Annotated in this window: 24 protein-coding genes and 2 pseudogenes; 9 read left to right on the plus strand and 17 right to left on the minus strand. The window is 64.7% G+C overall.

Annotation, left to right across the window (positions count from 1 at the left end; all coding sequences use genetic code 11):
• The 5 genes from XANALMUS060_RS07945 to XANALMUS060_RS07965 are packed head-to-tail and all read right to left on the minus strand — an operon-like array spanning position 1 to position 4543.
• Complete coding sequence (locus XANALMUS060_RS07945) at positions 1-906, minus strand: dihydrodipicolinate synthase family protein (protein ID WP_045737926.1); 906 nt, start codon at positions 904-906, stop codon at positions 1-3.
• Entirely contained in the window at positions 903-2267 is a 1365-nt protein-coding gene (locus XANALMUS060_RS07950) for an FAD/NAD(P)-binding oxidoreductase (RefSeq protein ID WP_045737927.1), read from the minus strand. The genes XANALMUS060_RS07945 and XANALMUS060_RS07950 overlap by 4 nt, the downstream gene beginning before the upstream one ends.
• Positions 2260-2508, minus strand: coding sequence for a 2Fe-2S iron-sulfur cluster-binding protein (locus XANALMUS060_RS07955; RefSeq protein WP_045727851.1), 249 nt, complete (start codon positions 2506-2508; stop codon positions 2260-2262). Before XANALMUS060_RS07955 ends, XANALMUS060_RS07950 begins: the two co-directional genes overlap by 8 nt.
• Positions 2505-3605, minus strand: coding sequence for an FAD-dependent oxidoreductase (locus XANALMUS060_RS07960; RefSeq protein WP_045737928.1), 1101 nt, complete (start codon positions 3603-3605; stop codon positions 2505-2507). Before XANALMUS060_RS07960 ends, XANALMUS060_RS07955 begins: the two co-directional genes overlap by 4 nt.
• Positions 3602-4543, minus strand: a complete 942-nt coding sequence (locus XANALMUS060_RS07965; RefSeq protein WP_045737929.1) for a 4-hydroxyproline epimerase — start codon at positions 4541-4543, stop codon at positions 3602-3604. The genes XANALMUS060_RS07960 and XANALMUS060_RS07965 overlap by 4 nt, the downstream gene beginning before the upstream one ends.
• 172 nt (positions 4544-4715) lie before the next feature.
• Between XANALMUS060_RS07965 and XANALMUS060_RS07970 the strand changes: the two genes are divergently transcribed.
• Positions 4716-5423 carry an AraC family transcriptional regulator gene (locus XANALMUS060_RS07970; RefSeq protein WP_045737930.1) on the plus strand — a complete coding sequence of 236 codons (708 nt, stop codon included), beginning with the start codon at positions 4716-4718 and terminating at the stop codon, positions 5421-5423.
• A 76-nt stretch (positions 5424-5499) separates the two neighbouring features.
• On the opposite strand, the gene XANALMUS060_RS07975 is transcribed toward XANALMUS060_RS07970, so the two are convergent.
• From XANALMUS060_RS07975 to XANALMUS060_RS21900, 4 genes are all read right to left on the minus strand, one after another.
• Entirely contained in the window at positions 5500-6189 is a 690-nt protein-coding gene (locus XANALMUS060_RS07975) for an HAD family hydrolase (protein ID WP_045737931.1), read from the minus strand.
• A 97-nt stretch (positions 6190-6286) separates the two neighbouring features.
• Positions 6287-6466 (minus strand): hypothetical protein, encoded by a 180-nt coding sequence (locus XANALMUS060_RS07980; RefSeq protein ID WP_235430408.1) that lies wholly within the window; start codon positions 6464-6466, stop codon positions 6287-6289.
• A gap of 89 nt (positions 6467-6555) precedes the next feature.
• Positions 6556-6783 carry a hypothetical protein gene (locus tag XANALMUS060_RS07985; protein WP_045737933.1) on the minus strand — a complete coding sequence of 76 codons (228 nt, stop codon included), beginning with the start codon at positions 6781-6783 and terminating at the stop codon, positions 6556-6558.
• Positions 6764-6955 (minus strand): hypothetical protein, encoded by a 192-nt coding sequence (locus XANALMUS060_RS21900; protein ID WP_045737934.1) that lies wholly within the window; start codon positions 6953-6955, stop codon positions 6764-6766. Before XANALMUS060_RS21900 ends, XANALMUS060_RS07985 begins: the two co-directional genes overlap by 20 nt.
• Positions 6956-7268: 313 nt before the next feature.
• On the opposite strand from XANALMUS060_RS21900, the gene XANALMUS060_RS21905 reads away from it, so the two are divergent.
• The 3 genes from XANALMUS060_RS21905 (at position 7269) to XANALMUS060_RS19740 (ending at position 9083) form a co-directional block, all read left to right on the plus strand.
• Complete coding sequence (locus tag XANALMUS060_RS21905) at positions 7269-7913, plus strand: hypothetical protein (protein ID WP_045737935.1); 645 nt, start codon at positions 7269-7271, stop codon at positions 7911-7913.
• A complete protein-coding gene (locus tag XANALMUS060_RS21910) occupies positions 7808-8485 on the plus strand; it encodes a hypothetical protein (RefSeq protein WP_235430409.1) in 678 nt (225 codons plus the stop codon). Before XANALMUS060_RS21905 ends, XANALMUS060_RS21910 begins: the two co-directional genes overlap by 106 nt.
• Before the next feature lie 409 nt (positions 8486-8894).
• Entirely contained in the window at positions 8895-9083 is a 189-nt protein-coding gene (locus XANALMUS060_RS19740) for a hypothetical protein (RefSeq protein ID WP_052688123.1), read from the plus strand.
• Positions 9084-10122: 1039 nt separating this feature from the next.
• On the opposite strand, the gene XANALMUS060_RS08010 is transcribed toward XANALMUS060_RS19740, so the two are convergent.
• From XANALMUS060_RS08010 to XANALMUS060_RS23015, 4 genes and pseudogenes are all read right to left on the minus strand, one after another.
• Positions 10123-10596 carry a hypothetical protein gene (locus XANALMUS060_RS08010; protein WP_235430410.1) on the minus strand — a complete coding sequence of 158 codons (474 nt, stop codon included), beginning with the start codon at positions 10594-10596 and terminating at the stop codon, positions 10123-10125.
• A gap of 46 nt (positions 10597-10642) precedes the next feature.
• Positions 10643-10906 carry a hypothetical protein gene (locus XANALMUS060_RS20520; RefSeq protein WP_161795394.1) on the minus strand — a complete coding sequence of 88 codons (264 nt, stop codon included), beginning with the start codon at positions 10904-10906 and terminating at the stop codon, positions 10643-10645.
• A pseudogene (locus XANALMUS060_RS23010) lies at positions 10903-11764 on the minus strand (hypothetical protein). The gene XANALMUS060_RS20520 and the pseudogene XANALMUS060_RS23010 overlap by 4 nt, the downstream one beginning before the upstream one ends.
• A gap of 330 nt (positions 11765-12094) precedes the next feature.
• Positions 12095-12283: pseudogene (locus XANALMUS060_RS23015) on the minus strand (hypothetical protein); the annotation flags it as partial.
• A gap of 551 nt (positions 12284-12834) precedes the next feature.
• On the opposite strand from XANALMUS060_RS23015, the gene XANALMUS060_RS08030 reads away from it, so the two are divergent.
• The 5 genes from XANALMUS060_RS08030 to XANALMUS060_RS08050 all read left to right on the plus strand — a co-directional run bounded on the left by XANALMUS060_RS08030 (position 12835) and on the right by XANALMUS060_RS08050 (position 17853).
• Complete coding sequence (locus tag XANALMUS060_RS08030; RefSeq protein WP_045737939.1) at positions 12835-13572, plus strand: DUF3348 domain-containing protein; 738 nt, start codon at positions 12835-12837, stop codon at positions 13570-13572.
• 10 nt (positions 13573-13582) lie between these two features.
• Complete coding sequence (locus tag XANALMUS060_RS08035; RefSeq protein ID WP_045737940.1) at positions 13583-15679, plus strand: DUF802 domain-containing protein; 2097 nt, start codon at positions 13583-13585, stop codon at positions 15677-15679.
• Positions 15676-16326, plus strand: coding sequence for an OmpA family protein (locus XANALMUS060_RS08040; protein ID WP_045737941.1), 651 nt, complete (start codon positions 15676-15678; stop codon positions 16324-16326). Before XANALMUS060_RS08035 ends, XANALMUS060_RS08040 begins: the two co-directional genes overlap by 4 nt.
• Positions 16316-17008, plus strand: a complete 693-nt coding sequence (locus XANALMUS060_RS08045) for a DUF2894 domain-containing protein (RefSeq protein ID WP_045737942.1) — start codon at positions 16316-16318, stop codon at positions 17006-17008. Before XANALMUS060_RS08040 ends, XANALMUS060_RS08045 begins: the two co-directional genes overlap by 11 nt.
• 425 nt (positions 17009-17433) lie before the next feature.
• Positions 17434-17853, plus strand: a complete 420-nt coding sequence (locus XANALMUS060_RS08050) for a hypothetical protein (RefSeq protein ID WP_045737943.1) — start codon at positions 17434-17436, stop codon at positions 17851-17853.
• An 81-nt stretch (positions 17854-17934) separates the two neighbouring features.
• Here XANALMUS060_RS08050 and tkt read toward each other — a convergent pair whose 3' ends face one another.
• From tkt to XANALMUS060_RS08070, 4 genes are all read right to left on the minus strand, one after another.
• Positions 17935-19935, minus strand: a complete 2001-nt coding sequence (tkt, locus tag XANALMUS060_RS08055) for a transketolase (RefSeq protein WP_045737944.1) — start codon at positions 19933-19935, stop codon at positions 17935-17937.
• A 244-nt stretch (positions 19936-20179) separates the two neighbouring features.
• Positions 20180-21925, minus strand: a complete 1746-nt coding sequence (locus XANALMUS060_RS08060) for a BatD family protein (protein ID WP_045737945.1) — start codon at positions 21923-21925, stop codon at positions 20180-20182.
• Positions 21922-23760 carry a tetratricopeptide repeat protein gene (locus XANALMUS060_RS08065; RefSeq protein WP_045737993.1) on the minus strand — a complete coding sequence of 613 codons (1839 nt, stop codon included), beginning with the start codon at positions 23758-23760 and terminating at the stop codon, positions 21922-21924. Before XANALMUS060_RS08065 ends, XANALMUS060_RS08060 begins: the two co-directional genes overlap by 4 nt.
• Complete coding sequence (locus tag XANALMUS060_RS08070; RefSeq protein ID WP_161795395.1) at positions 23757-24773, minus strand: VWA domain-containing protein; 1017 nt, start codon at positions 24771-24773, stop codon at positions 23757-23759. Before XANALMUS060_RS08070 ends, XANALMUS060_RS08065 begins: the two co-directional genes overlap by 4 nt.
• Position 24774: the final 1 nt, after the last annotated feature.

Below are 24774 nucleotides of genomic sequence, written 5' to 3' on the forward strand. Positions count from 1 at the left end.
TCAGTCTCCAGGGTGGGTGGCGATGGCGTGATCGATCACCTTCAGCGCCGCTTCGCGCTCAGCGCCTTCCAGGATCAGGCGCGGCGCACGCACGCGCTCGCTGCCGAGACCGACCTTCTGTTGCACTAGCTTGATCAACTGCACGAACTTGGGCACGGTATCCAGGCGTAGCAGCGGCAGGAACCAATCGTACAGCGCCTTGGCCGCCGGGTAGCCGCCGTCGCGGGCCAGCTCGAACAGCTTCACCGATTCCTTCGGATAGGCGTTGACCAGGCCGGCGATCCAGCCCTTGGCGCCCATGCTCACGCCTTCGACGATGGCATCGTCCATGCCCACCAGCAGCACCAGACGGTCGCCGAGCAATTCGCCCAACGCGGCGAAACGACGCACATCGCCGGAGGACTCCTTCACTGCTTCCAGATGCGGGAACTCGGCGGCCAGCTCGGCGATCTGCGCCGCGGTGAAATCGGTCTTGTAGGCCACCGGATTGTTGTACAGGATCACCGGCAGGTCGGTCGCGGCGATCACCGCACGCACGTGCGCGCCCATTTCGCGCCAGTCGGTGGAGTACACGTAAGGCGGCAGCACCATCACGCCACCGCAGCCGAGCTGCTTGGCCGCCTGCACCAGACGCACCGCTTCATCGGTGGACAGCGCGGCGATGCCTGGCACCACCGGAATACGCCCCGCCACGGCTTGCACCAGCGTCTTCAAAATCGCCAGCTTGTCGTCGAAACTCAGCGTGGCCGCTTCGCCGAGCGAGCCGAGCGGCACGATCGCGCTGCAACCGGCGTCGATCATCACCTGCGCATGCTTGGCCAGGAACGCATGGTCGATGCTGCCATCGGCATTGAATGGGGTGGTGATGGCCGGCAGCACGCCGTGCCAGAAGGAAGCCTTGCTCATAGAGGTACACCTTGTGGAGAGTTGCGAAAGGATGCCGTGTGCGAACACGCGGCGGAAACGGGGTCGGACACGGGCACAGGATGGGCCAACGCGTCCAATCGCACCGGAAACAGCGGCGGCCGGCGGCCGTCGTCGGAGAAGTCGTCGCTACGCGGCGTCAGCCCCAGCTCGGTCAGCGCACTGCCGCAGATGCGCCCCTGACAGGCACCCATGCCGCAACGCGAGACCAGCTTGGCGTCGCGCAGGTCGGCATGACCGCACAGCGCCGACAGCGGCACGTCCTCGCAGCGGCACACCAGGGTATCCGGCGCGGCCAGCGCGTGGATCCGCGGATCCAGCGCGAACTGTTTTTGCAGCAGCGTGGCGAACGCGCGCGCGCGCATGCGGCGCGGCTGCAACGCCTGCGCCGCCGCGGGCTGACCCGCCGCCATATGTCCGGCGATTGCCCCCTCCACGCGTGCGCAGTCGCGCCCGCCGATACCCAGGGCTTCGCCGGCGGCGAAGACGCCATCGACCGTGGTGCGCAATTGCATATCCACCGCCACGCACGGATGCGCGCCGCTGCGTGCAAGACGGCAACCGAGCAGTTGCGCCAATTCGACGTTGGGCACCAGACCATAGCCCACGGCCAGATGATCGCAATCGATCTGGCGGCGACCACGCGGTCCTTCGATCTCCACCGACTGCACGCGGCCCTCGCCGTGCGCGGCCACCACCACGCTACCGGCGTGGTAACCGACCCTTGCCAACTGCGCGCGTAGCGCCAGTGCCTGCAACGCCTTGTCCGGCCAGCGCAGCGGCAATTGCGCGGCAAAACCGGCCAACGCGCGCAGCGGCGCCTGCTCGATAATGCCCAGCAACTGCGCGCCATGGCGGCGCAGCGTCGCCGCAGAGGCCAGCAACAGCGGTCCACTCCCCGCAACCACGACACGACGGCCGGCCAACGGCCAGCCCTGCTTGGCCAGCGCCTGCGCGCCGCCCGCACCGGTGACGCCGGGCAAGGTCCAACCGGGGAACGGCAGTAACAATTCGCGTGCGCCGGTAGCGAGCACCAGCGCGTCGTATCCCAACCAGCGCGCCCCCTCCGGACCGTCGAGCAGCACCTGCCGGCCCTGCGTCATCACCAGTTGGTTCTGTGGCAAGAACGTGACCGCACTGGCCGCCAACTGCGCCAGCGCGCGCGCGGCCAGACGTGGCGGCGCGTGGGTGACGTCGTGGCGCCAGATCTGTCCGCCGGCACGCGCCTGCAGATCGACCAAGGCCACGCGACGCCCATGGCTGGCTGCCGCCAGCGCCGCCGCCAACCCAGCCGGACCAGCGCCAGCGACCAACACGTCGTAGTGCGCGCGCGGCTCAGCCATCGGTCCACACCTGCATGCCATCGCGCGCCGGAGTGATACAGGCGCGCACCTGACTGACGCGGTCGATACGCACCCGGCATTCGCCGCATATCCCCATGCCACACAGCGGTGCGCGCGGCTGACCGCTGCGCGAACGACGAAAATGCGTGGCAACCTGCGCCACTGCGGCAGCCACGCTACTGCCGTCAGCGACGTTTACCGGCTGACCATCGACTTGCAGGCGCAGCATCGACGCGCTCATGCCAGCGCCCGCGCTGGCGCGAACGGCGCCGGATCCAGCGCCGGACGCCGCTGTAGCAGCAAGTCCAGCAACAGCCGCGCACTGCCCAGCGCAGTGGTCACGCCCAGCCCTTCGTGCCCCGCCGCGACCCACACATCGCGACGTTGCGGCACGGCACCCAAGTACGGGCGACCATCCGGCGTGGCCGGACGCAATCCGGTCCACACGCGGATCGCCTGCAATTGCCGTAATCCAGGCAAAAATCCGAACGCACGCTCCAGCATGCGTTGCAACATCGGCATCGACACGGCGCGGTCGCGCGCGTCGAATTCACGCGAGGAACCGATCAGCAATTGCCCGGTCGGGCGCGGCTGCACGTTGAACGCCACACTGCTGCCGTCACTGCCGTGCGCGCTATCGGCATAGCCCAATTCCAGCAACTGGTGCGCAACGAAACCTGGATAACGATCCGTGATGACCAATTGCCCCTTGCGCGCACGCATCGGCAACTCCGGCAACAGTTCCGACAGCGCGCAGCCGGTGGCGACCAAGACGGGGCCGTGCAGCGCGGTGCCATCGTCCAGGCGCAGCCCGACGTCGGCCAAGGCCAGCGCGCGGCGTCCGGCATACAGCTGCGCACCCGCGCTGCAGGCACGATCCACCAAATAACGCGCCATGCGCGGCGGATACACCACGGCCTCGGCAGCCACACGCATGCCCCCCGCCAGACCCGGCACCAACGCTGGCTCCAGTTGGTAAAGGTGCTGCGCATCGACCGCCTCGGCGTGTACGCCGGCCGCGGCCAGACGTTGGATCTTGGCCGGAATCGCATCGAGTTCGCGCGCCTCGCGCGCCACCCACAGCGTGCCGCAACGGCTGAATTCGGCCTCCGGCAGCGGCGCGAATTCTTCCCATAACTGCAATGAATACGCCGACAGCGCCAGCTCCGCCGGATCATCGTCCATCGCCACCAGATGACCCATCGCCGCAGCGGTGGAACCGCCACCGATACTGCCCGACTCGACGATCGCCACCCGCAATCCGGCGGCCGCCGCCGCGTCGGCGCAGGCCGCACCGACGATACCGGCACCGACGACGATCAGGTCGAAACCACTCATCCGGCGTCGATACCCCAGGCGAATGGGTCCTGCGGCTCGATCAACAACTGCGCCCGCGAGGTGATGTAAGCCTGTCCAGTGATGCGCGGCAGCACGCCACGCTCGCCAGCCGTGTAACTGCCTTCGAACACGCTGCCCAGAATGCCCTGCTGGCGCCAAACCTGGCCCGGTGCCAGCTTGCCGTCGGCCGCCAGGCACGCCAGCTTGGCGCTGGTGCCGGTGCCGCATGGCGAGCGGTCGTAGGCCAAGCCGGGGCACAGCACGAAATTGCGCGCATCGGCGCTGGCGTCCGGCGCTGGCCCATTGATCTCGATGTGGTCGATCTCGCCCTGTTCGGCACCACGGATGCCCGCCGTGTCCAGCGCCAACCGGATCGCTTCGGTGTAAGCGGTCAACGCACGCTGGTTGCGCAGCTCCAACGCACACGGTGTCTGCTCGGTGATGAAGAACCAATTGCCACCCCAGGCGACATCCCCACGCACGGCACCATACTCCGGCACCTGCACTTGGACGCCAGCGGCATAGCGGTAGCTCTCCACGTTGTCCACCGAAACCCGACCATCCTCGTGCAAGGCCACCCCCACCGTCCCCACCGGGGTCTCGATGCGGTGCGCGCCCGGCGCCAACCGGCCCAGGTCGGCCAAGGTCCGTACCAAACCGATGGTGCCGTGGCCGCACATGCCGAGATAGCCGACGTTGTTGAAGAAGACCACCGCCGCGCAGGCGGCAGGATCTAGCGGCGGCAGCAACAGCGCGCCGACCATCGTGTCCGAACCACGCGGCTCGCAGGCGATGGCACTGCGCCAGCGGTCGAAACGGTCGCGGAACACGCCACGTCGCTGCGCCAGCGTGCCAGCGCCTAGATCGGGAAAGCCGGCGACGACGACACGGGTCGGTTCGCCGCCACTGTGCGAGTCGATGACATCGAGCGTATACATGGATTTATGCTCACATTCGGGGCCAGAATCGGCTAGCAGCGTTTGCCTATGGTCAATGCGGAAATTCGCACAACGCAAACGCGCTCATCATCCCAACTTAGGCTAGCATCGCTACCCCGAGGCCATGCTGCGGCATGTCCGCGCAATCGCTCACAACCGCTGGTGATGCCCCATGGAGACTTTGATTTCAGCATTGGAAATGCAAACACTGTTCGACGCGTTGCCGGACGTGGTGTTCTTCGTCAAGGACCGCAACGGCCGCTACACCCACGTCAACCTGACCCTGGTGCGGCGCCTGGGCAAGAAGTACCGCAGCGACTTGATCGGCAAATCCGCCGCGGAACTGTTTCCGCTCCCGCTGGGCGGCAGTTACCTGATGCAGGACCGACGCGTCCTGTGCGGGGAGATGATCGAAAACCAACTGGAAGTGCACCTGTTCCCCAACCGCACTCCTGGCTGGTGCCTGACCTTCAAACGCCCGCTATGCGAGAACGAAGACGTGATCGGCGTGGTCGGCATCTCCCGCGACCTGGGCCAACCGGACAACCGGCACTCCGCCTACGAACGGATCAGCCGCGCCATGGAACACATGCAGGCGCACTACGGGGATAACCTGCGCGTGCAAATGCTCGCCGACATGGCGGAACTGTCGGTGGCGCAATTGGAGCGACACTTCCGCCGCGTGTTCCAACTGACCCCGCAACAACTGCTGACCAAGATGCGCATCGAAGCGGCGATGCGACTGTTGCACGGCGACAACAGCATCGCCAGTATCGGCCAGTTGTGCGGCTTCGCCGATCAGAGCGCCTTCGCCCGCCAGTTCAAGGCCACCGTCGGCATGACCCCGCGCGACTACCGCGCGATGAAAGGCAAACTGTAGAAGCCTCGACACATGGAGGGGCGAGACGGTCGCGCCATCGCCATCGCGCCACGCGCGGCAATCACATCGTGGTGCATCAGACTGCCGCAAGCCGCAACAGATCGGCATAGAGCTGCGGCAACTGTCGCATGTGCTCCATCACCGCCACGACACCGAGCTGACGTAGTGTCGCGGCATGACCGGCGGGAATGTGCGCGGCGCCGGTGAAGCCGATCACCGTCATCCCGGCGGCCAGCGCGGCGGTGGCGCCGGTGACACTATCCTCGATCACCAGACAACGCGCCGGAGTCACACCGAGGGTGTGTGCGGCCAGCAGGTATAGGTCCGGCGCAGGCTTGGGCCGTTCCACCATGTCGGCACTGAAGAGATGCCCCCCCACCCGCTCGCTCAGCCCGGCGCGCTCCACCGACGCGACCACACTCGCACGCTGGCTGTTGGAAGCCACCGCCAATGGCAGCGGCAATGCCGATAAGGCCGCGCGCACGCCTTCGATAGGCTGCACCTCGGCGGCGATCAGCGCTTCGGAGCGCTGGCGAATCTGGAGATATAGCCCCGCAGGCAGGTCGAGCGAAAAATGCCGCTGCACGCGCTGCACGATTTGCTCGGTGGTCTGGCCGAAGCTGCCGTCGAGAAAGCGCTCCAACTCGGCGCGAGGCACATACGCGCTCAGGGTGTCGAACATCACCCGGTCGGCCAGCACCTCGCTGTCGACGAGTACGCCATCGCAGTCGCTGATGAGCAGATCAAATGGGGTTGCGTCCGTCATCGCGGGCTCCTTCGTAAAACCCCCATTATGAAGGACCATGCATGTACATCGGCATGCCCGCGAGGCAACGCTGCGCGGGAGGAGCTTCGGTTGCCGGTTACAGCTTCATGAGCAGCCCCCGCCCTTGCATCTGCGCGGCGCGCTGGGCCTGCCTGGCCTGCTCGGCCAGGCTCTGCTGATCCACCCTCTGCAATTGCTGGCTGGCCTGGACCACGTCCGGCGCTTGCGTCAGTTGCGATGCAAAGACTCTCGCCCATAGCTGTCCGTGGGATTGCACCACATAGTTCGGCGTCTGGGTCGCAGGGCCCTGCGACAAATCACTGTCTGCGTATATCGAGTGCTGTGGCGATCCTGCCATTGGTCTGGCTATCGAACATACGGGTGCTCGTATTGATGTTGCTGCTGTTGCTGCCGCATGGCCGTCAACTCCGCTTCTTGTCTCTGCTGCTGGTTCTGCACCTGCTGCAGCGTGGACTGCACCGACGGCGCCGGCTCGCGCAGATCCACCATGAAGTGCGTGTAGGGGACCTTGAGATCGCAGACATAGAGCGTATCGCCCTTGGGGACTAAATGATTATCCCCGCCTGGGCTCATTTTGTTTGTAGAGCGCCATCTCGCCGACGACCTGGTGCAGGCGTTCCTCGGACATCGAGATGCCCTTCTTTTCCAGGTTGGCTTTGGTCTGCGCGTAGAGCGCGCGCAACGGGGAATTGGGGCTGCTGTAGGGTTCCAGGTTGGCTTTGGTCTGCGCGTAGAGCGCGCGCAACGGGGAATTGGGGCTGCTGTAGGGTTCCAGCTAGCGCTTTTGATGCTGCCTGCTGCTGCGCAGTGGCGAGGTCGGGGCGAGGCTGGGCCGGACGCTCGGCGACGGCATCGGTCGAGTGGGAGAGTGCAGGCTGGGCGTGATCGGCGCTTTTGATGCTGCCTGCTGCTGCGCAGTGGCGAGGTCGGGGCGAGGCTGGGCCGGACGCTCGGCGACGGCATCGGTCGAGTGGGAGAGTGCAGGCTGGGCGTGATCGGCCAAATGGCGGACGGTCGGTGCCGAGGTCCTGTGTCTTCTGCCGCGCGGCGAACTGGGCATGCGTTTGCAGTGCTTCGAGCGTGCCAGGGTCGGCGATGCCGGTGGGCTCGCGACCCGCCAACCGCTGGAAGTTCTCCACCGCCTGTTGGGTGCGCGGGCCGTAGTGCTTGTCGTCCTGGATCGCGTTGCCATCGCGGTCGGTAACGCCGAGGGTCTGCAAGTGTTGTTGCATCACTTGCACGGCGGCACCACGGTCGCCGGCTTCCAACTGATGTGTGCTGGTCAGCGCGAGGTGTGGGGCTTTCGTCGTCGCCGGAGTGTGCAACATCGGCTCGACCGCTTGGCGCTGTTCGTGTTGGGGCGGGCGGGTGTCCTGGCTGTGGCGCTGCTCATGCTCATGTTCGCGTGGCCGCGCCTCCATGGCCTGACGATGCAATTGTGCGTGTTGCTGCACAAGGCGGTATTGCTGCTCGCGTGCTGCCTGCGCTTGCTGTTCCTGCTGTTGCAGTTGCGCGGTCCGCGCCTGCTCCTGCATGTCCACGCTGGCCGGTTTTCGGTGCCGAGGTCCTGTGTCTTCTGCCGCGCGGCGAACTGGGCATGCGTTTGCAGTGCTTCGAGCGTGCCAGGGTCGGCGATGCCGGTGGGCTCGCGACCCGCCAACCGCTGGAAGTTCTCCACCGCCTGTTGGGTGCGCGGGCCGTAGTGCTTGTCGTCCTGGATCGCGTTGCCATCGCGGTCGGTAACGCCGAGGGTCTGCAAGTGTTGTTGCATCACTTGCACGGCGGCACCACGGTCGCCGGCTTCCAACTGATGTGTGCTGGTCAGCGCGAGGTGTGGGGCTTTCGTCGTCGCCGGAGTGTGCAACATCGGCTCGACCGCTTGGCGCTGTTCGTGTTGGGGCGGGCGGGTGTCCTGGCTGTGGCGCTGCTCATGCTCATGTTCGCGTGGCCGCGCCTCCATGGCCTGACGATGCAATTGTGCGTGTTGCTGCACAAGGCGGTATTGCTGCTCGCGTGCTGCCTGCGCTTGCTGTTCCTGCTGTTGCAGTTGCGCGGTCCGCGCCTGCTCCTGCATGTCCACGCTGGCCGGTTTTTCCGTGGCTGGAGTGGTGTGATTGAACGTTGGCGCAAGTGTCGGCGTGTGCGCTTGCGCCCGTTGCGGCGCGTGCTGCTGCGCCTGTTGCATGCGTTGTTGGTGCTGCTGAGCGACGAGGTCGTCCTGCATGCGCGTGTGCTTATCCATGGCTTGGGACGGCGTGGACGCGGCAGAGGATGAGGATGAAGAGGCAGATGAAGAGGAGGACGTGTCCGCGTGCGTCGATGTTGGAGGGATGGACGCTGCCGGCCCGCTGTGCTGGAACCACTGCTCAGGATGGGTGAGCGTGTCGTAGGCTTGCCCGGCGGTGTGTTCCACCGCATGGATGCCCCGCTCCACGGTTTGACGACCGGCATCGTAGGCATGTTCGGCACGCACCTGCACCGCCAGTGCTTCCGCCTTCGCCGTCATGGCGGCAGTCGCGCCAGGATTCAGGGCCATATTCAGTAGCTCGCGGTCCTGATGGACATCCTGACGGAAATGATCGAAAGCGGCCTTGTTGTGCGCGTAGTTGGCTTGGAGCTGCGCCAGCCTCTCCGGGGACAGCACGCTCTGCGGGCCAGTGAAGTGTGTACCGCTGTGATCGCCCATGCGCATCCGTGGCTGGAGTGGTGTGATTGAACGTTGGCGCAAGTGTCGGCGTGTGCGCTTGCGCCCGTTGCGGCGCGTGCTGCTGCGCCTGTTGCATGCGTTGTTGGTGCTGCTGAGCGACGAGGTCGTCCTGCATGCGCGTGTGCTTATCCATGGCTTGGGACGGCGTGGACGCGGCAGAGGATGAGGATGAAGAGGCAGATGAAGAGGAGGACGTGTCCGCGTGCGTCGATGTTGGAGGGATGGACGCTGCCGGCCCGCTGTGCTGGAACCACTGCTCAGGATGGGTGAGCGTGTCGTAGGCTTGCCCGGCGGTGTGTTCCACCGCATGGATGCCCCGCTCCACGGTTTGACGACCGGCATCGTAGGCATGTTCGGCACGCACCTGCACCGCCAGTGCTTCCGCCTTCGCCGTCATGGCGGCAGTCGCGCCAGGATTCAGGGCCATATTCAGTAGCTCGCGGTCCTGATGGACATCCTGACGGAAATGATCGAAAGCGGCCTTGTTGTGCGCGTAGTTGGCTTGGAGCTGCGCCAGCCTCTCCGGGGACAGCACGCTCTGCGGGCCAGTGAAGTGTGTACCGCTGTGATCGCCCATGCGCATCGCCCGCAGCGGATTGGGTGACGATGCGCCGTGGCTGACGTCGAGGTAGTGCGCGTCTTTGAGCGCTTGCACATTCTCTGGGGCGTCGCCAGAGTCACCCCAGAGTCACCACCGTGCCGTAATGCCGACTGGCCGCACTCACCGGATCACCTGCCAGGACGTAATTGGTCACCGCCGTGCCACCGTGCCGTAATGCCGACTGGCCGCACTCACCGGANCACGGTCACGTGGTCTTTGGGGATACCTCGCGCGGCCGCCTTGGCGAGCATCTTTGCCGTGAACGCATCGGCGGCGGCCTTTTGTGGATTGACGGCGTCGCGCACCATCGTGGCATCGACGGCGATGTCCTGGAGGGTAGTGAGCGCATGGCCTGCTTTTTCCGCCTTGGTCTCGCCGGTAAATAAATCCGTGTCGGTGCCACGGTAGGCGATGATGATGCGATATGGCTTCTCCAGAGTCTGATATGCCGTGGCATGAAATCCGGTTATAAGATCGTTCGCGTAGCCGAAGACAATATATTTAGCATCATCTAGATATACAGGCTGGGGCTTTCCGACTTCGCTCTGAGAGCGGTTTATATAAGAATCAATGGCCGCATCGGCACGCGCTTGATCAGTAGGCTTCATGGCTTGGCTTCCTTGACAGCGATGGTGACTTGGAAGTGAGCATCTGGATGTTGAAGCGCCTCATCGTCGTCTCCCGCGAGGGTTTGAGCGCCATATTCAACGAGATGCTGATCCCCATATGCGCTCTTCTTAAAATAACTCGTCTCAGGACTGTCATGCAGGAGTTCCTTCAACATACCAACCCAGTTGAATCTAACCCCCTTACCAATCGCCGAAATACCAGCACCGGTCGCATCCCAGTGGCATACACCAAGCTTGAAGTAGTCTTCGTCCTGCAAGGCGTCCCGGTAGAAATACCCCTTCCACGTGTGATCGTCCACCTGTGTCATGGGAACATCGAGCTGAGTATTGGGCTTCTGCCGTACACCAACGAACGGAAGCATCGGCACGCATTTCTCATTGATGACGTCATACCCGATGTACGCCTCAATCGAATCCCACGGCCCCGGCGCATGGGAGGTGGCAATCACTTCGTAGCGTTTGACCGGATGCGGATTGAGGTGACCGGTAGCGCCGTCATTGCCGACATCGATCCGCCTTGGTCTCGCCGGTAAATAAATCCGTGTCGGTGCCACGGTAGGCGATGATGATGCGATATGGCTTCTCCAGAGTCTGATATGCCGTGGCATGAAATCCGGTTATAAGATCGTTCGCGTAGCCGAAGACAATATATTTAGCATCATCTAGATATACAGGCTGGGGCTTTCCGACTTCGCTCTGAGAGCGGTTTATATAAGAATCAATGGCCGCATCGGCACGCGCTTGATCAGTAGGCTTCATGGCTTGGCTTCCTTGACAGCGATGGTGACTTGGAAGTGAGCATCTGGATGTTGAAGCGCCTCATCGTCGTCTCCCGCGAGGGTTTGAGCGCCATATTCAACGAGATGCTGATCCCCATATGCGCTCTTCTTAAAATAACTCGTCTCAGGACTGTCATGCAGGAGTTCCTTCAACATACCAACCCAGTTGAATCTAACCCCCTTACCAATCGCCGAAATACCAGCACCGGTCGCATCCCAGTGGCATACACCAAGCTTGAAGTAGTCTTCGTCCTGCAAGGCGTCCCGGTAGAAATACCCCTTCCACGTGTGATCGTCCACCTGTGTCATGGGAACATCGAGCTGAGTATTGGGCTTCTGCCGTACACCAACGAACGGAAGCATCGGCACGCATTTCTCATTGATGACGTCATACCCGATGTACGCCTCAATCGAATCCCACGGCCCCGGCGCATGGGAGGTGGCAATCACTTCGTAGCGTTTGACCGGATGCGGATTGAGGTGACCGGTAGCGCCGTCATTGCCGACATCGATGCCTTTGGAGCAACCCACCCGCCGCGGTCAGGGCCAGCGGCATGATGGCGGTGGCGGCAAGGTGGTGCAGTTTCATCGGGTCGTCCTCGGGGGAATGGGGCGCGGATGCGGCGTCAGGCAGGTGCGGTGGCCGCGCGGGTTTGCGCTTGGGTTCCACCGGCAATCCGCCAGGTGGCAGTGGCCCAAGCTCGGCGCGCACCCGCGCATTGATGATCGCCATATCGCGCAGGAGCTGAAGATCGTGCAGCCGATCGCGCACTTTGAGTTTGCGCGGGCGATAGAGATTGTCGCTGTGATCGTCGTGATCGTCGGTGTCCTGGCTCATCGCGCGTTACCTAAACCTTGGAGAAAGGGGGAATGCCGTCAGAGCAGATCGTACTTTCATGCGGCCATTCCAGATTGCTCGCCAAGCCGCATGGCCGGCACGGCGATCAGCAGAAGGGAAAACCCTGAACGGAACGGCGTAGCAAACGGAGGTCGCACAGCCATGGCTTCACCTGTGGGAAGGGAGAAAACAGCCTACTGCCCAGGGCGTGATCGCCGCGGTCAGGGCCAGCGGCATGATGGCGGTGGCGGCAAGGTGGTGCAGTTTCATCGGGTCGTCCTCGGGGGAATGGGGCGCGGATGCGGCGTCAGGCAGGTGCGGTGGCCGCGCGGGTTTGCGCTTGGGTTCCACCGGCAATCCGCCAGGTGGCAGTGGCCCAAGCTCGGCGCGCACCCGCGCATTGATGATCGCCATATCGCGCAGGAGCTGAAGATCGTGCAGCCGATCGCGCACTTTGAGTTTGCGCGGGCGATAGAGATTGTCGCTGTGATCGTCGTGATCGTCGGTGTCCTGGCTCATCGCGCGTTACCTAAACCTTGGAGAAAGGGGGAATGCCGTCAGAGCAGATCGTACTTTCATGCGGCCATTCCAGATTGCTCGCCAAGCCGCATGGCCGGCACGGCGATCAGCAGAAGGGAAAACCCTGAACGGAACGGCGTAGCAAACGGAGGTCGCACAGCCATGGCTTCACCTGTGGGAAGGGAGAAAACAGCCTACTGCCCAGGGCGTGATCGCGATAGCGAGGTGACGGATTAACGCTGCTCAGACGCCCTTAGCCCCGCGTCCGGCATGCGCAGCATCACGCAGGCGCTAAGCGATAGACATCAGTGAGCTGGCTAGCGTTTGGCAGAAGTTTTCCTACAGCATCGCTTCGCACCAACACTGCACTCGCAATCCGGTCACTTCCGAGATGTTTCGGCAAGTCGATTTGGTTGGCCTTACCACCACCGCACCCGCAACCCGCCTGCATGAACGGCGGATCCTGCCCACCGCCATTTCTGAGCCGGTGCGACAACGCCACCGGGCGAGTCTTTCATTGGCGTGTAAAATGCTACGTTTTGATCGCTCGCATGCAGAAACACTCCCCACGGTCGCCTGTCCCGGGTCCGGCCTTCATTCGCCAGCTCGCGCGTTTCAGTGACGCGCAGTTGCCAGCGTCCAGCCCCCCGCTGGCCGACCGGCTCGGCCAATGGATCGACTGGAACCGCGCGGTCGCCGTGTCCAGGGCATTGGACGGGACATTACCCACCGCCACCACCGCCGACACGCCCGACGTCGCTGCGCTCCAAGCGCAATGCCGCCACGCGCGCGCGACATTGGAAGCGACCATTGCCAGCGACCTCGCCCAGGAAACCGGCAAGCCGAAGAACACGCGGCAGACCGACACCGCCATGGCCACCATGGCGGTGATCGACTATGCCCCGTTCCAGCAACGCTACCTGTCGCTGCAACGGGCGATTCTCAGCGCTAGCGGGCGACTGCGTGGGCTGCTACGCGACGCACTCGCTCAGGTCTCGGCAGACATGGCACGGCTGGCTGAAGTGGACGCGGTCATGGAACAGACCCTGAGTCCGCGCGAGCAAACCTTGCTGGCGACCATACCCACCGTGCTGGAACAGCATTTCCAGCGCCTGCGCGCAGCAGGGCTCCAGCACGACGCCGACGCCCCCACGCACACCCTCCCGGCAACGCCCGACGATGCCTGGCTGGAGCGCTTTCGCCAGGACCTGCACAGCCTCCTGCGCGCCGAGCTGGACGTGCGCTTCCATCCCATCGAAGCGCTGCTAGCCGCGCTTCGCAGCCGTTGATCGAACTCTCATGCTCAAAAACTTTTTCCATACCGCCGTCTTCCTCGCCGGCCTCGCCGTCGTCTGCTGGATCGGCTTCGGCTATCTCGGCTCCAACCCACTCGGTGCCGGCTTCGCCATGCTGATCGGCGTGTGTTATCTGGCTGGCGTAGCGGAGGTGTACCGCTACCGTCAGGCCAGCGCGACCCTGGTGCAGGCACTGGACGATGCCGACACCGCACGCACCAATCTGGACGGCTGGCTGCAACAGCTGGACCCAAGCCTGCACAACGCGGTACGCCTGCGCATCGAAGGCACACGCGCGGCCTTGCCGGTGCCGGCGCTGACCGCGTATCTGGTCGGCCTGCTGGTCCTGCTGGGCATGCTCGGCACCTTCCTCGGCATGATGGCCACATTGCGCGGCACCGGTCTGGCACTGGACAGCGCGAGCGACCTGGACGCCATCCGCGCCGCGTTGGCCGCACCGCTCAAAGGATTGGGATTTGCCTTCGGCACCTCGATCGCCGGCGTGGCCAGTTCGGCAATGCTCGGCCTGCTTGCCGCGCTGTGCCGACGCGAACGGCTCCACGCGGTGCAACGACTGGACCTGCTCGGCACCACCGCACTGCGCGCGCATTCGCAAGCGCATCAACGCAACGAAGCCTTGCAACTGCTGCAAACCCAAACCGCACTGATGCCGACCCTGGTCGAACAGCTGCACACGCTGATGAGCGCACTCGAACACCATAGCGCGACCAGCGGCGAACGCCTCGCCGCTCACCAGGACGCCTTCCACCACAGAACCGAGGCCACCTACACGCGTCTGGCCGGCGCAGTCGAGCAGGCACTGCAGACGGGCGTGGACGCGCACGCACGCGCGCTGGGCGACGCGCTGCAACCGGTGGTACAACGCACACTGGACGGCGTGGCGCGCGAGAGCGCGACGTTGCAAGCCAGCGTCGGCCAGGCGGTACAACGGCAACTGGACGCCCTGGCGAGTGGCTTTGCGGATGCCGCCGCACATGCCGCACAGCGCTGGGACACCGCACTGGCCGAACAACAACGCAGCAACGCCGCGTTGCTGCAAGCGCTGGACAGCACCCTGCAACGCGCCGGCGACGGACTCGAACAACGCACCAACACGTTGGTAGAAACGCTCTCGGCCCGCTTGCAGGCCGCCAGCGACGATGCCCGGCAAGCCTGGCACGATGCGCTGACACGACAGCAAGCACTCAACGATACCCTCGCCGCAGATAACGCCAAGGCGCTGGACGCGGCAGCGTCGAACCTGGAACAACGCGCCACCACACTCGCCGACACACTGCGGCAGGCACACACCGAATTGCAGGACGCGCTGGAAGCAGGCGATCAGGCACGTCTGAGCGTGTGGACCGACAGCTTCGCGCGTATGAGCGCCACGCTCAGCGAACACTGGGAGCACAGTGGCGAGCGCATCGCCCAGCGCCAGCAGGACATCTGCGACACCCTGCAAACCACCGCCACGGCGATGTCCGCACAGAGCCAGGCGCAGGCGCGCGAGACCATCGCCGAGATCGCACGCTTGCTGCAAACCGCATCGGAAGCACCGAAGGCCGCCGCCGACGTCCTCACCGAACTGCGTCAAGCGCTGTCCGACAGCATGGTCCGCGACACCGCCATGCTGGAGGAACGCAACCACCTGCTGACCACGCTGCACACCTTGCTCGACGCGGTCAATCACGCCTCCACCGAGCAACGCAGCGCAGTGGACGCGCTGGTCACCACCTCGGCGGATTTGCTCGAACGCGTCGGTACCCGTTTCAGCGACCGCATCGAGGACGAAAGCGGCAAGCTCGGCAGCGCGGCGGCACAGGTCGCCGTCGGCGCCACCGAGGTGGCCAGCCTGGGCGAAGCCTTCGCCGGCGCAGTACACGCCTTCGGCGCATCGAACAGCGCCTTGCTGGAACGGCTGCAAGGCATCGAACAGGCACTGGACAAATCCCTGGCGCGCAGCGACGAACAACTGGCCTACTACGTGGAGCAAGCACGCGAGGTCATCGACCTGAGCATGCTCTCGCAGCAACAGATCACCGAGGAACTGCGGCAACTCGCCGCACGTCACACGCATGACCAGGCCGACGCGACATGAGCGATGAACTGGACATCGAAGCCGAGGCCGGCACGCCGATCTGGGCCGTGTTCGGCGACCTCATGTCGGTCCTGTTCGGCGCGTTCGTGCTGATCCTGCTCGGCGTGATCGGCGTGCAATTGCAACTATCCAACAAACTGGACGCACAGATGCGCCAGCAGCAACGCCAGGCGCAACAGCGCAAGACGCTGGAACAGGCACTGGCCGTACCACTGGCGGCGGGTCGGGTGACCCTGGTCGATGGCCGCATCGGCATCCGCGGCAGCGTGCTGTTCGCGCTGAACTCCGACCAGTTGCAACCGGAAGGCCGTGAATTGCTCAACAGCCTGGCTACACCGCTGACCAGCTACCTGAAAGCACACAACGAGATCCTGATGGTCAGCGGCTTCACCGACGATCGCCAAGTGCGCGAGGGGAACCGCCAGTTCGTCGACAACTGGGAACTGTCCGCCGAGCGCGCACTGACCGTGACCCGCGCGCTGATCGATGCCGGCGTACCGGCAGACGCGATCTTCGCCGCCGCATTCGGCGCGCAGCAGCCCGTGGCGTCGAACGCGGACGACGCCGGACGCGCCAGCAACCGGCGCGTGGAAATGGCGCCGCTACCGCGTCCGAACAAAACCGCCGCGCCAGCACATGCACACTGATTCCAGCGACCTCGCCGCACGCCTGGCGGCCTGGCGCGCGCAGCAGCGCGAACGTCAGGACACCCTGCACGCGCGCTTCATCGACGCACTCGCGCGACGGACCGCGCATCACCACGGTCAGGCGCGGCACCTGTTGGAACAGAAGTTGGTCGCGCTGCTCGACGCCGAGCAACAAGCCAAGGTGCCACCGCAGAGATGCGCGACGGCGGCGCCTGCCGCCGAATCCGACGCTGACGCCGCATCCACCACACAGACAAGCACACGTGCGCGGCAACCCGGACCACTCGGCGCACTGCTGGCGCAGCGGCGCACACTCGCAGCCGACATGCTGCATCCCGATACCATTCCCTCTGCGCTCACCCCAACCTCAGCGCCGCAACTGCAAACACTCGAAGATGCGCGCCGACTGTGGGACGCATTACGCAGCCGCAGCCAAGTGCGGCAGTCGCTGCAACAGGCACCAACCGACGCTGGGCCGTTGAATTCCGGGGTACTGGTCCACCGCGCACTGACACTGATGCGCACGCTCTCGCCCGGCTATCTGCAGCACTTCCTGTCCTACGTCGATACGCTTTCCTGGCTGCAGCAACTGCACGAGGACGGTGTGCTCACCAAGGCAACCGCGCCCAACACCACGCCCACCACGAAGCCGTCACGCAACAGATCGCGCAAGCGAGGCTGAGCCTATCCGACATCGCCACCGCGCGGCGATAGCGACGATGGCAGGACCGATTATCGCTACCGCCATGGCGCGCTCAACGCATTGAGCCCACGCCGATCAGGACAATGCTGCATACCGGAGCAGCACCCTCCAATCTAGGCAATCGCCTGATAGCCAGCGCATGCTCCGCCGCGAACACTGATCATGCGGGATGCGACCGTGCATCGCATGAGTCCATCGGTTGTCTCCCGTGCAATGACCTCATCCGCGCACGACACAGGCATCACGCCGAATCTGCGCGCCCAAGCCAACCGACCGAGGACGAGGATATGAATCAACCGACCGACCACCACCACGCCACCACACCCTGCAGCACCACCACCGCGACATTGCCACAACTGCGGCACTCAGTACGCGCGTGGCGATCTTCGCTACGGCGTGCAGGCATGACAAGCCTGCTGCTCGCCGCAGCTTCACTCCCGGTCATTGCCGCCGCCCAGGGACCGGCCACCGAGGCCACATGCGAAGGCATCAAAGCGGCTTATCCGATTCTTGGAGCATCGTGCGCGAAGAATTACGCCACCATCGCGAAAAGCAAGACACTGCCCGAACTCGACTCAGCGCAGAAACTCGCCCTGTACCAAGCGCGCGTCGCGGTCATGCAAACTTTCCGCAAAGCGCTGCTGTGCAATGGCATGGCCGGAGCGAACAAAGCAGCGCAACAACGCTTCCAAAGTGGCGAGCCAGGCCACTTGGAAGCGATCAACAACCTCTACACCTCCATGGACCCTGAGAACCGACCGAAGAAGGTGTTCGATGCCGATGAGCTGAACAACATCAGCATCAACAAGCAACAGTGCAAATAGCCGCGTAGCGAATCGACGCGACACACAAACAGCGGGCCAGCCTGTCTCGGCCCGCTGTTGCCGACAAGTGACAGGTTCGCCCTACAGCGCGCGCGCTGCCGCGACCACGTGCTCAACCGTGATCTGGAAGTGCTTGTACAACACCTCCGCCGGCGCCGAGGCGCCGAAGCTGTCGATACCAACCACTGCGCCGTCCAGGCCAACATACGCACGCCAGAAGCCGGTGACGCCGGCCTCCACCGCCACGCGCTTGCGCACCGCCTTCGGCAGTACCGACTCGCGGTAAGCCGCATCCTGGCGGTCGAACACATCGGTGCATGGCATCGACACCACGCGGGTCTTCAAGCCCGCGGCGTCGAGCACCTGCTTCGCCTCCATCGCCAGACCGACTTCCGAGCCGGTACCGATCAAAATCACATCGGGTACGCCACCGGCGGCATCGGCCAGCACGTAACCACCGCGCTCGATCTGCTTGATCTGCGCATCGCTACGCGATTGGTGCGGCAGATTCTGGCGACTGAACACCAGACAGCTCGGGCCGTCCTTGCGGGTGATCGCGGCCTTCCAGCTCACCGCAGACTCGACCGTATCGCAGGGACGCCACACATCGTTGTTGGGGAGATAGCGCAGCGCGGCCAGGTGTTCCACCGGCTGATGGGTCGGGCCATCCTCACCCAGGCCGATCGAGTCGTGGGTGTACACGTGGATCGCATGCGCCGGGATCAACGCGCTCATGCGCAGACCGTTGCGGGCGTAATCGCTGAACACCAGGAAGGTGGCATCGAACGGAATGAAGCCACCATGCAGCGCCAAGCCGTTGGCAATGGCGGTCATGCCGAACTCGCGCACACCGTAGTACACGTAGTTGGCATTGGGATCGTCGCTGGCGACCGACTTACTGGACTTCCACAGGGTCAGGTTGGAGTGAGCCAGATCAGCCGAGCCACCCACCAATTCCGGCAGCAGCGGCGCGAATGCCTCAATCGCCATCTGCGATGCCTTACGCGAGGCGATGCTCTGGCCCTCGGCGGCCTGCTTGGCGATGTAGGCATCGGCCTGGGCGATGAAATCCTCCGGCAGTTCGCCGTGCGAGCGCCGGATCAGCTCCGCCGCTTCGGCTGGATACTGTTTGGCGTATTTGTCGAACGCCTGCTCCCACTCGGCCTGGCGCAGCGTGCCGGCACCACCGGCGCGCCAGCCAGCGTAGATTTCCGCCGGAATCTCGAACGGGCCATAGGGCCAGTTCAACGCCTTGCGCGCGCCCTCCAGCTCGTCCTTGCCCAACGGCGCACCGTGCGAGGATTCCTTGCCGGCCTTGTTCGGCGCACCGAAGCCGATGGTGGTACGGCAGCAGATCAGTGTGGGCTTGTCGCATTCGGCCATTGCGGTCTCGATCGCCGCCTTGATTGCCTCGGCATCGTGGCCGTCCACGTCGCGGACCACATGCCAGCCATAAGCCTCGAAGCGCGCCGGGGTGTCGTCACTGAACCAGCCGGCAGTGTTGCCGTCGATGGAGATATGGTTGTTGTCCCAGAACGCCACCAGCTTGCCCAGGCCCCAAGTGCCGGCCAACGAGGCCGCTTCGTGCGAGATGCCTTCCATCAGGCAGCCGTCGCCCATGAACACCCAGGTGCGGTGATCAACGATCTGATGCTCGGGCCGGTTGTAGCGCTGCGCGAGCAACTTCTCGGCCAGCGCGAAACCAACCGCGTTGGCAAAGCCCTGACCGAGCGGCCCGGTCGTGGTCTCCACACCGGGGGTTTCGCAGCGCTCGGGATGGCCGGCGGTCTTGCTATGCAACTGACGGAAGCGCTTGAGTTCCTCAATCGGCAAGTCGTAGCCGGACAGATGCAGCAACGCGTATTGCAACATCGAGCCATGACCGTTGGAGAGGACAAACCGGTCGCGATTGAACCACTGCGGATTGTTCGGATTGTGGCGCAGGAAATCGTTCCACAACACTTCGGCGATATCGGCCATGCCCATCGGCATGCCAGGATGACCGGACTTGGCGGCCTCCACCGCATCGGCGGCGAGGAAGCGAATCGCATTGGCGAGTTGGCGGCGGGTAGGCGTCGTCATGAGGGCTCTGTCGGCAGCGGGCGCGTGGCGTCGGGCCTGCCATTGTCCCACAGGCGGCGACACGGCATGTCGGGGCGGCACATACCCTCCATGCACCTTGCGCAGGCGCGAGTCAGCGAGCACCCAACATCACGGCAATGCCGCCGCGCCCAAGCCGTAGCGGATCATCGCAACGACGCCAGCGCACGCCTCTCTTGCGTTGCGCCGGGCAACACTAAGGCCTTGCAGAAAATGCGATCAGACCTCACGCATCGCGCGGATACAGCGGCGGCAGATCGTCGCCATCGGACGCAGACCGCCCCTGCTCACGCCAACGCGGCCCGGACGCGAACGCAGCGCGCAATGCGGCACGCGCGCCCTGCACATCGCCTGCGGTGCCCCAGCACGCGCGCTGCATTCGGACCAATGCCTCGCGCTGCGCGGCATCGTCCAACCGCTGCACTAACGCATCGAGATCGGCAACACCCGCCTGAGCGCACAGCAGCATGACGACCTCTTCAAAACCTCCGCTGTCCAACACCTTACGCAGCTCGGCCAGGCCCGCACGCGGAGGTCGCGGCGCAGCGGCAGCGACTGGCATCGGCTGCATTGCGGCGGCACCATGTGTGTGCCGCACGCGACGCCAGGCCCAGACCAGGGTCGCCAGCCAAAGCACCGCAAAGCCCACCGCGAGCACCATCCACAGCCGCACAGAGGCGCCCCACGCGTGCTGCGTAGACGATGTCCCTGGCGCACTGTCAGCCGGCGTCGCGCTCGGCGCTGTCGCTGTGGGACTGACCGGCGGCGGCGCGGGCACTCCCTGACCAGGCTGCACCTGCAAGGTCAGATCCGGCAGCACTGCCTCACGCGCGGCGCCGGCGGCCACATCCCACCAAGGCATCTGCAAACCATGCAGCAGCAGCGGCCCGGCGTTCTGCGGCACGATCGAATAACGTCGGGTAATCGTCAGCTCCGGCCCCCCATCGACAAAACGCTCTTGCACCTTCGCTGGCTCGGCGAACACCTGCGCGCCATCGGCACTGGGCGTCGGCAATTCCGGGAACTGCGCCTGGATGGCACCGCGCGCATGCGCCTCGACGACGATATCCGCCGCCTCGCCGACATTCGCACGCGGCGGCGTGACCGTGTAACGCAAGCTCAACCCATGCAAGGGTAACCACGGCTGCGGCGCGCTGGCCGGCTGCGCACGCACCTGCAAGGTCTGCGCCGCGCTACGCGCGTTGAGATCGCCCCCACGGCCGATGAAGTCATCGTCGAATAAACCGCCCAGACCGTGCCCAACGAAGCGCGCACCGGGCAACAGCAACGGACCGCTGTGCTCAGGCACCAGCAGATAGTGGCGTTCGACCACCGTGTACATCCGCCCGTTGATCTCGCGCCGGCTCTGGATATCCTCGCCAATGCGTTGTAACGCCGCGCCCACAGGCGCCTGCAGATCCAGCTCTCCCGAATTCAACGGCACACCCAGGTACAACCGCACCACCACGCCCACGCTCTGCTGCACATACGGCTGGGCGTCATCCACCTGCGTCTGCACGAAGACGTCGGCATCGCCAAGCGCTGACGAATCGGCTGCAGGAGTACCAGCCGGCGGCGACGCGGCCGCTGCAGCCGCGACCTGCAAACGCAATGGCGCCGTCTGCTCATTACCGACCCGCAACGAGGGAATCTGCAAGGTGCCGCTGGTGCGCGGCGTCAACACCACGCCGAACAACGCCTTGGACGAAACCATCCCGTTGACGACCTGCATCTGCCGGCTCTTGATTTCGTTGCTGAGGATGAACTGCGCACGCAGCGGCGCGTAGTCCGGCAGCGCTGTCGCCTGATCGGTTTCGATGTTGAGGGTGACGCCTTCGTCAATACCGACACTATCGCGGTCCAGCCATGCACGCGTGGCCGCAGCCACCGGCATGACCGTCAGCCACAACGCGACCAACAGCAGCAAGGCAACACCGTGTGCGCTCCGGTAATGTCGCTTGAAGTCGATCATGGTTCTTCCCGCTGTCTGCGTTGGTGTTCGAGCATGAATTTAGTCCGCAGCAGATTACCGGGATCATCCGGCACCCGTCGCAACCACGCTTCCACCGCCTGACGTTGCGCGCGCTGCTGCGGAGTTTCCTTCGCCACCTCGGCGGCACGCGTTGCGTGTTGATCCTCCGCGCCCTGTCCTGCCATCGCTTGCTGCATCTGCTGGCGCTGCGCCGCATCGGCCTGTTGCTGGGCCTTGGCATCGGCAGGCGTCGGCGGCGTTTTTTGCGCATCGCGCTTTTGCGTAGCGGGCGAATCGGCGTGTTGCTGGGCAGTTTGCTGCTGAGCGGGGTTTTTCTGTTGCGATTGGGCGTTTTGCTGTTGGGCGTTTTGCTGCGAATCCTTGCCTTGTTCGCCCATTTGCTGCTGGCTGTTTTGTTGATCGCCGTTATGCGCCTGACCCTTTTGCTGCTGACCCTTCTGCTGCTGTGAGCGATCCTGTCCCTGCTGACCCGATTGCGGAGACTGCGCCGACGCTTGACGCTTGCGCGCCGCTTCCACCGCCGCGCGATTGGCGATCGCATCGGCCATCTGCGGATGCAAGCTCAACGCCTTGTCGTAGGCAGTGATCGCCTGATCGTAACGGCCCTGACGCGCCAGCGCATTGCCCAGGTTGTACCAGCCGACATCGCTATCCACGCCCTCGAATTGCTGTTGCGCGGCGGCGAAATCGCCTTTGCGATACGCCTGCACGCCCGTATCCAGGCGCTGCTGACGCACCTGATCCGGGCGCTGCCACAACCCATCCCGGCGACCCGCATCGGCCGCCTGCGCCAATCGTGGCGTCGCCAATGGCAACAGTACGCACAGCAACACCAGCGCCGTAACCCCACGACGGCGGAACGCGCACAACGCCAACAACATCAACGGCGGCAGCAACCAGTAGCCCTGATCCAGCCAAATACGGCCCTGACTTTTATCCGCCAGCGTCGCCTGTTGATCCTGCGGCCGCAGCACACCCAACGCACGCAGATCCGCATCGTCGGGCGTTATCCCGGCGTAATCGCCATGACCTGCAGACGCCAGCGCACGCAACGACGCCGCATCCAATTGCGCATGAGCCAACCCACCCTGAGCGTCACGATAGGCGGCGCCCTGTGGCGTTCCCAGTCCTAGTACGCAGACGCGATAGCCCTGGCTGGCGGCGCGCGCAGCCGCCTGCTGCGCCTGAGCATCGGCCTGATCGCTGAGCAGCAGGATATCGCCATGGGAAAAACCCGCCTGACGCAGCAACCGCGCCGCCCAATCGATCGCCAAATCGCTACGTTGCCCTGCCACCGGCATCACCTGTGGCGACAGCGCATCCAGGAACAAGGCCACGTTGCCCGCGTCGTCGGTCAACGGTGCGACGGTATAAGGCTCGCCTGCATAGGCAAGCAATGCCACCTCGCCACCGCTGCGCTCTTTCAGCAACCTTGCCAGCTTCGCACGCGCCTGCAGCAAGCGCGACGGCGGCAGGTCGCTGGCCTCGATGCGCGAGGATAGATCCAGCGCGATCACCAACGGAATGTGCGACTGCCAAAGCGGCTGCGCTTGCTCACGCCAACTCGGTCCGGCCAGCGCCAGCACCGCAATCAGATAAGCGAGCGTCCCCAGCCACAGTCCCAGCGTGCCCTTGCGCCCAGCGCGCGCGAGCAGATGCGGCAACAGGTGCGCATCCACAGTGCGCAGCCAGATGTCGCGGCGGCGACGACGACGCCACCAACTCCAGCCCAGCAAGGGCAGTAACAGCAGCGCCCACAACCACTGCGGGCGCAGCAGGTGCAACGCATGCAAACAGTCCATCACGGCGCTCATCCGCGCCTCCACGGCCACGCGAACGCCGCCAGCGCCAACACCAGCGCCGCGCTAAGCGGCCACACATAACGTTCGATCCGCGGGCGTACCGCCGGCCCCGCCGAGCGCACCGGCTCCAGCCGATCCAGTTCGGCATAGATCGAGGCCAATTGGGCCGTGTCGCGTGCGCGAAAGAAGCGGCCGCCAGTGTCCTGTGCGATTTTGCGCAAGGTGTCTTCGTCGACTTCGTCGTCGCCGCTGCCGGGAATCGACATGCCGAAAAACGACATGCCACCACCCTCGCCACCCAACGCAATCGTGTACACGCGCACGTGCTCGGCCTTGGCCAGTTCGGCCGCCTTGAGCGGATCCAGGACACCGGCATTGCTGACACCGTCGGTGAGCACGATCAACACCCGCTCGCCTTGCCGTTGTTCGCGCAAACGTTTGACCGCCAGCGCGATCGCGTCGCCCAACGCGGTTTCGCGGCCCGCCAGTCCGACCACGCTGTCGCGCAATTGGTCGCGCACGGTGGCCAGATCGGCGGTCAACGGGGTCAGCGCGTAGGCCTGTTGACCGAACACCAGCAAGCCGATGCGATCGCCGTCGCGGCGGTCCAGGAAGTCGGCCAGCACCGCTTTGGCTGCGGTCAGGCGATCGACCACGCGACCACCCAGCCGCATGTCCGGGTCGCTCATGCTGCCGGACAGGTCCACCGCCAGCATCATTTGCCGAGCCTGCTGCGGTGGCGCGATCGGCTCGCCAAGCTGCAATGGGCGCGCCGCTGCCGCGCACAGACAACACCAGGCAAGCCACGCCAGCCAGCCCCCGGCACGCCACAGGCCACCTCGGGTCGGCGTGGCCGCCACCGCCTGCACGCGTTCGCCATAGGGCACGCGCAAGGCCGGTGCATCGCCCCGACGCGCAGGCAACAGCCAGCGTGCCAGCAATGGCAACGGCAACGCCAGCCACATCCATGGCCAGGCGAATCCGGCCAACATGTCGGCGGCGCTGTACCAATCGTGCGAGAACATG

Origin of the sequence: Xanthomonas sp. MUS 060, from assembly GCF_000963215.1 — a bacterium.
Taxonomy (GTDB): Bacteria; Pseudomonadota; Gammaproteobacteria; order Xanthomonadales; family Xanthomonadaceae; genus Xanthomonas_A.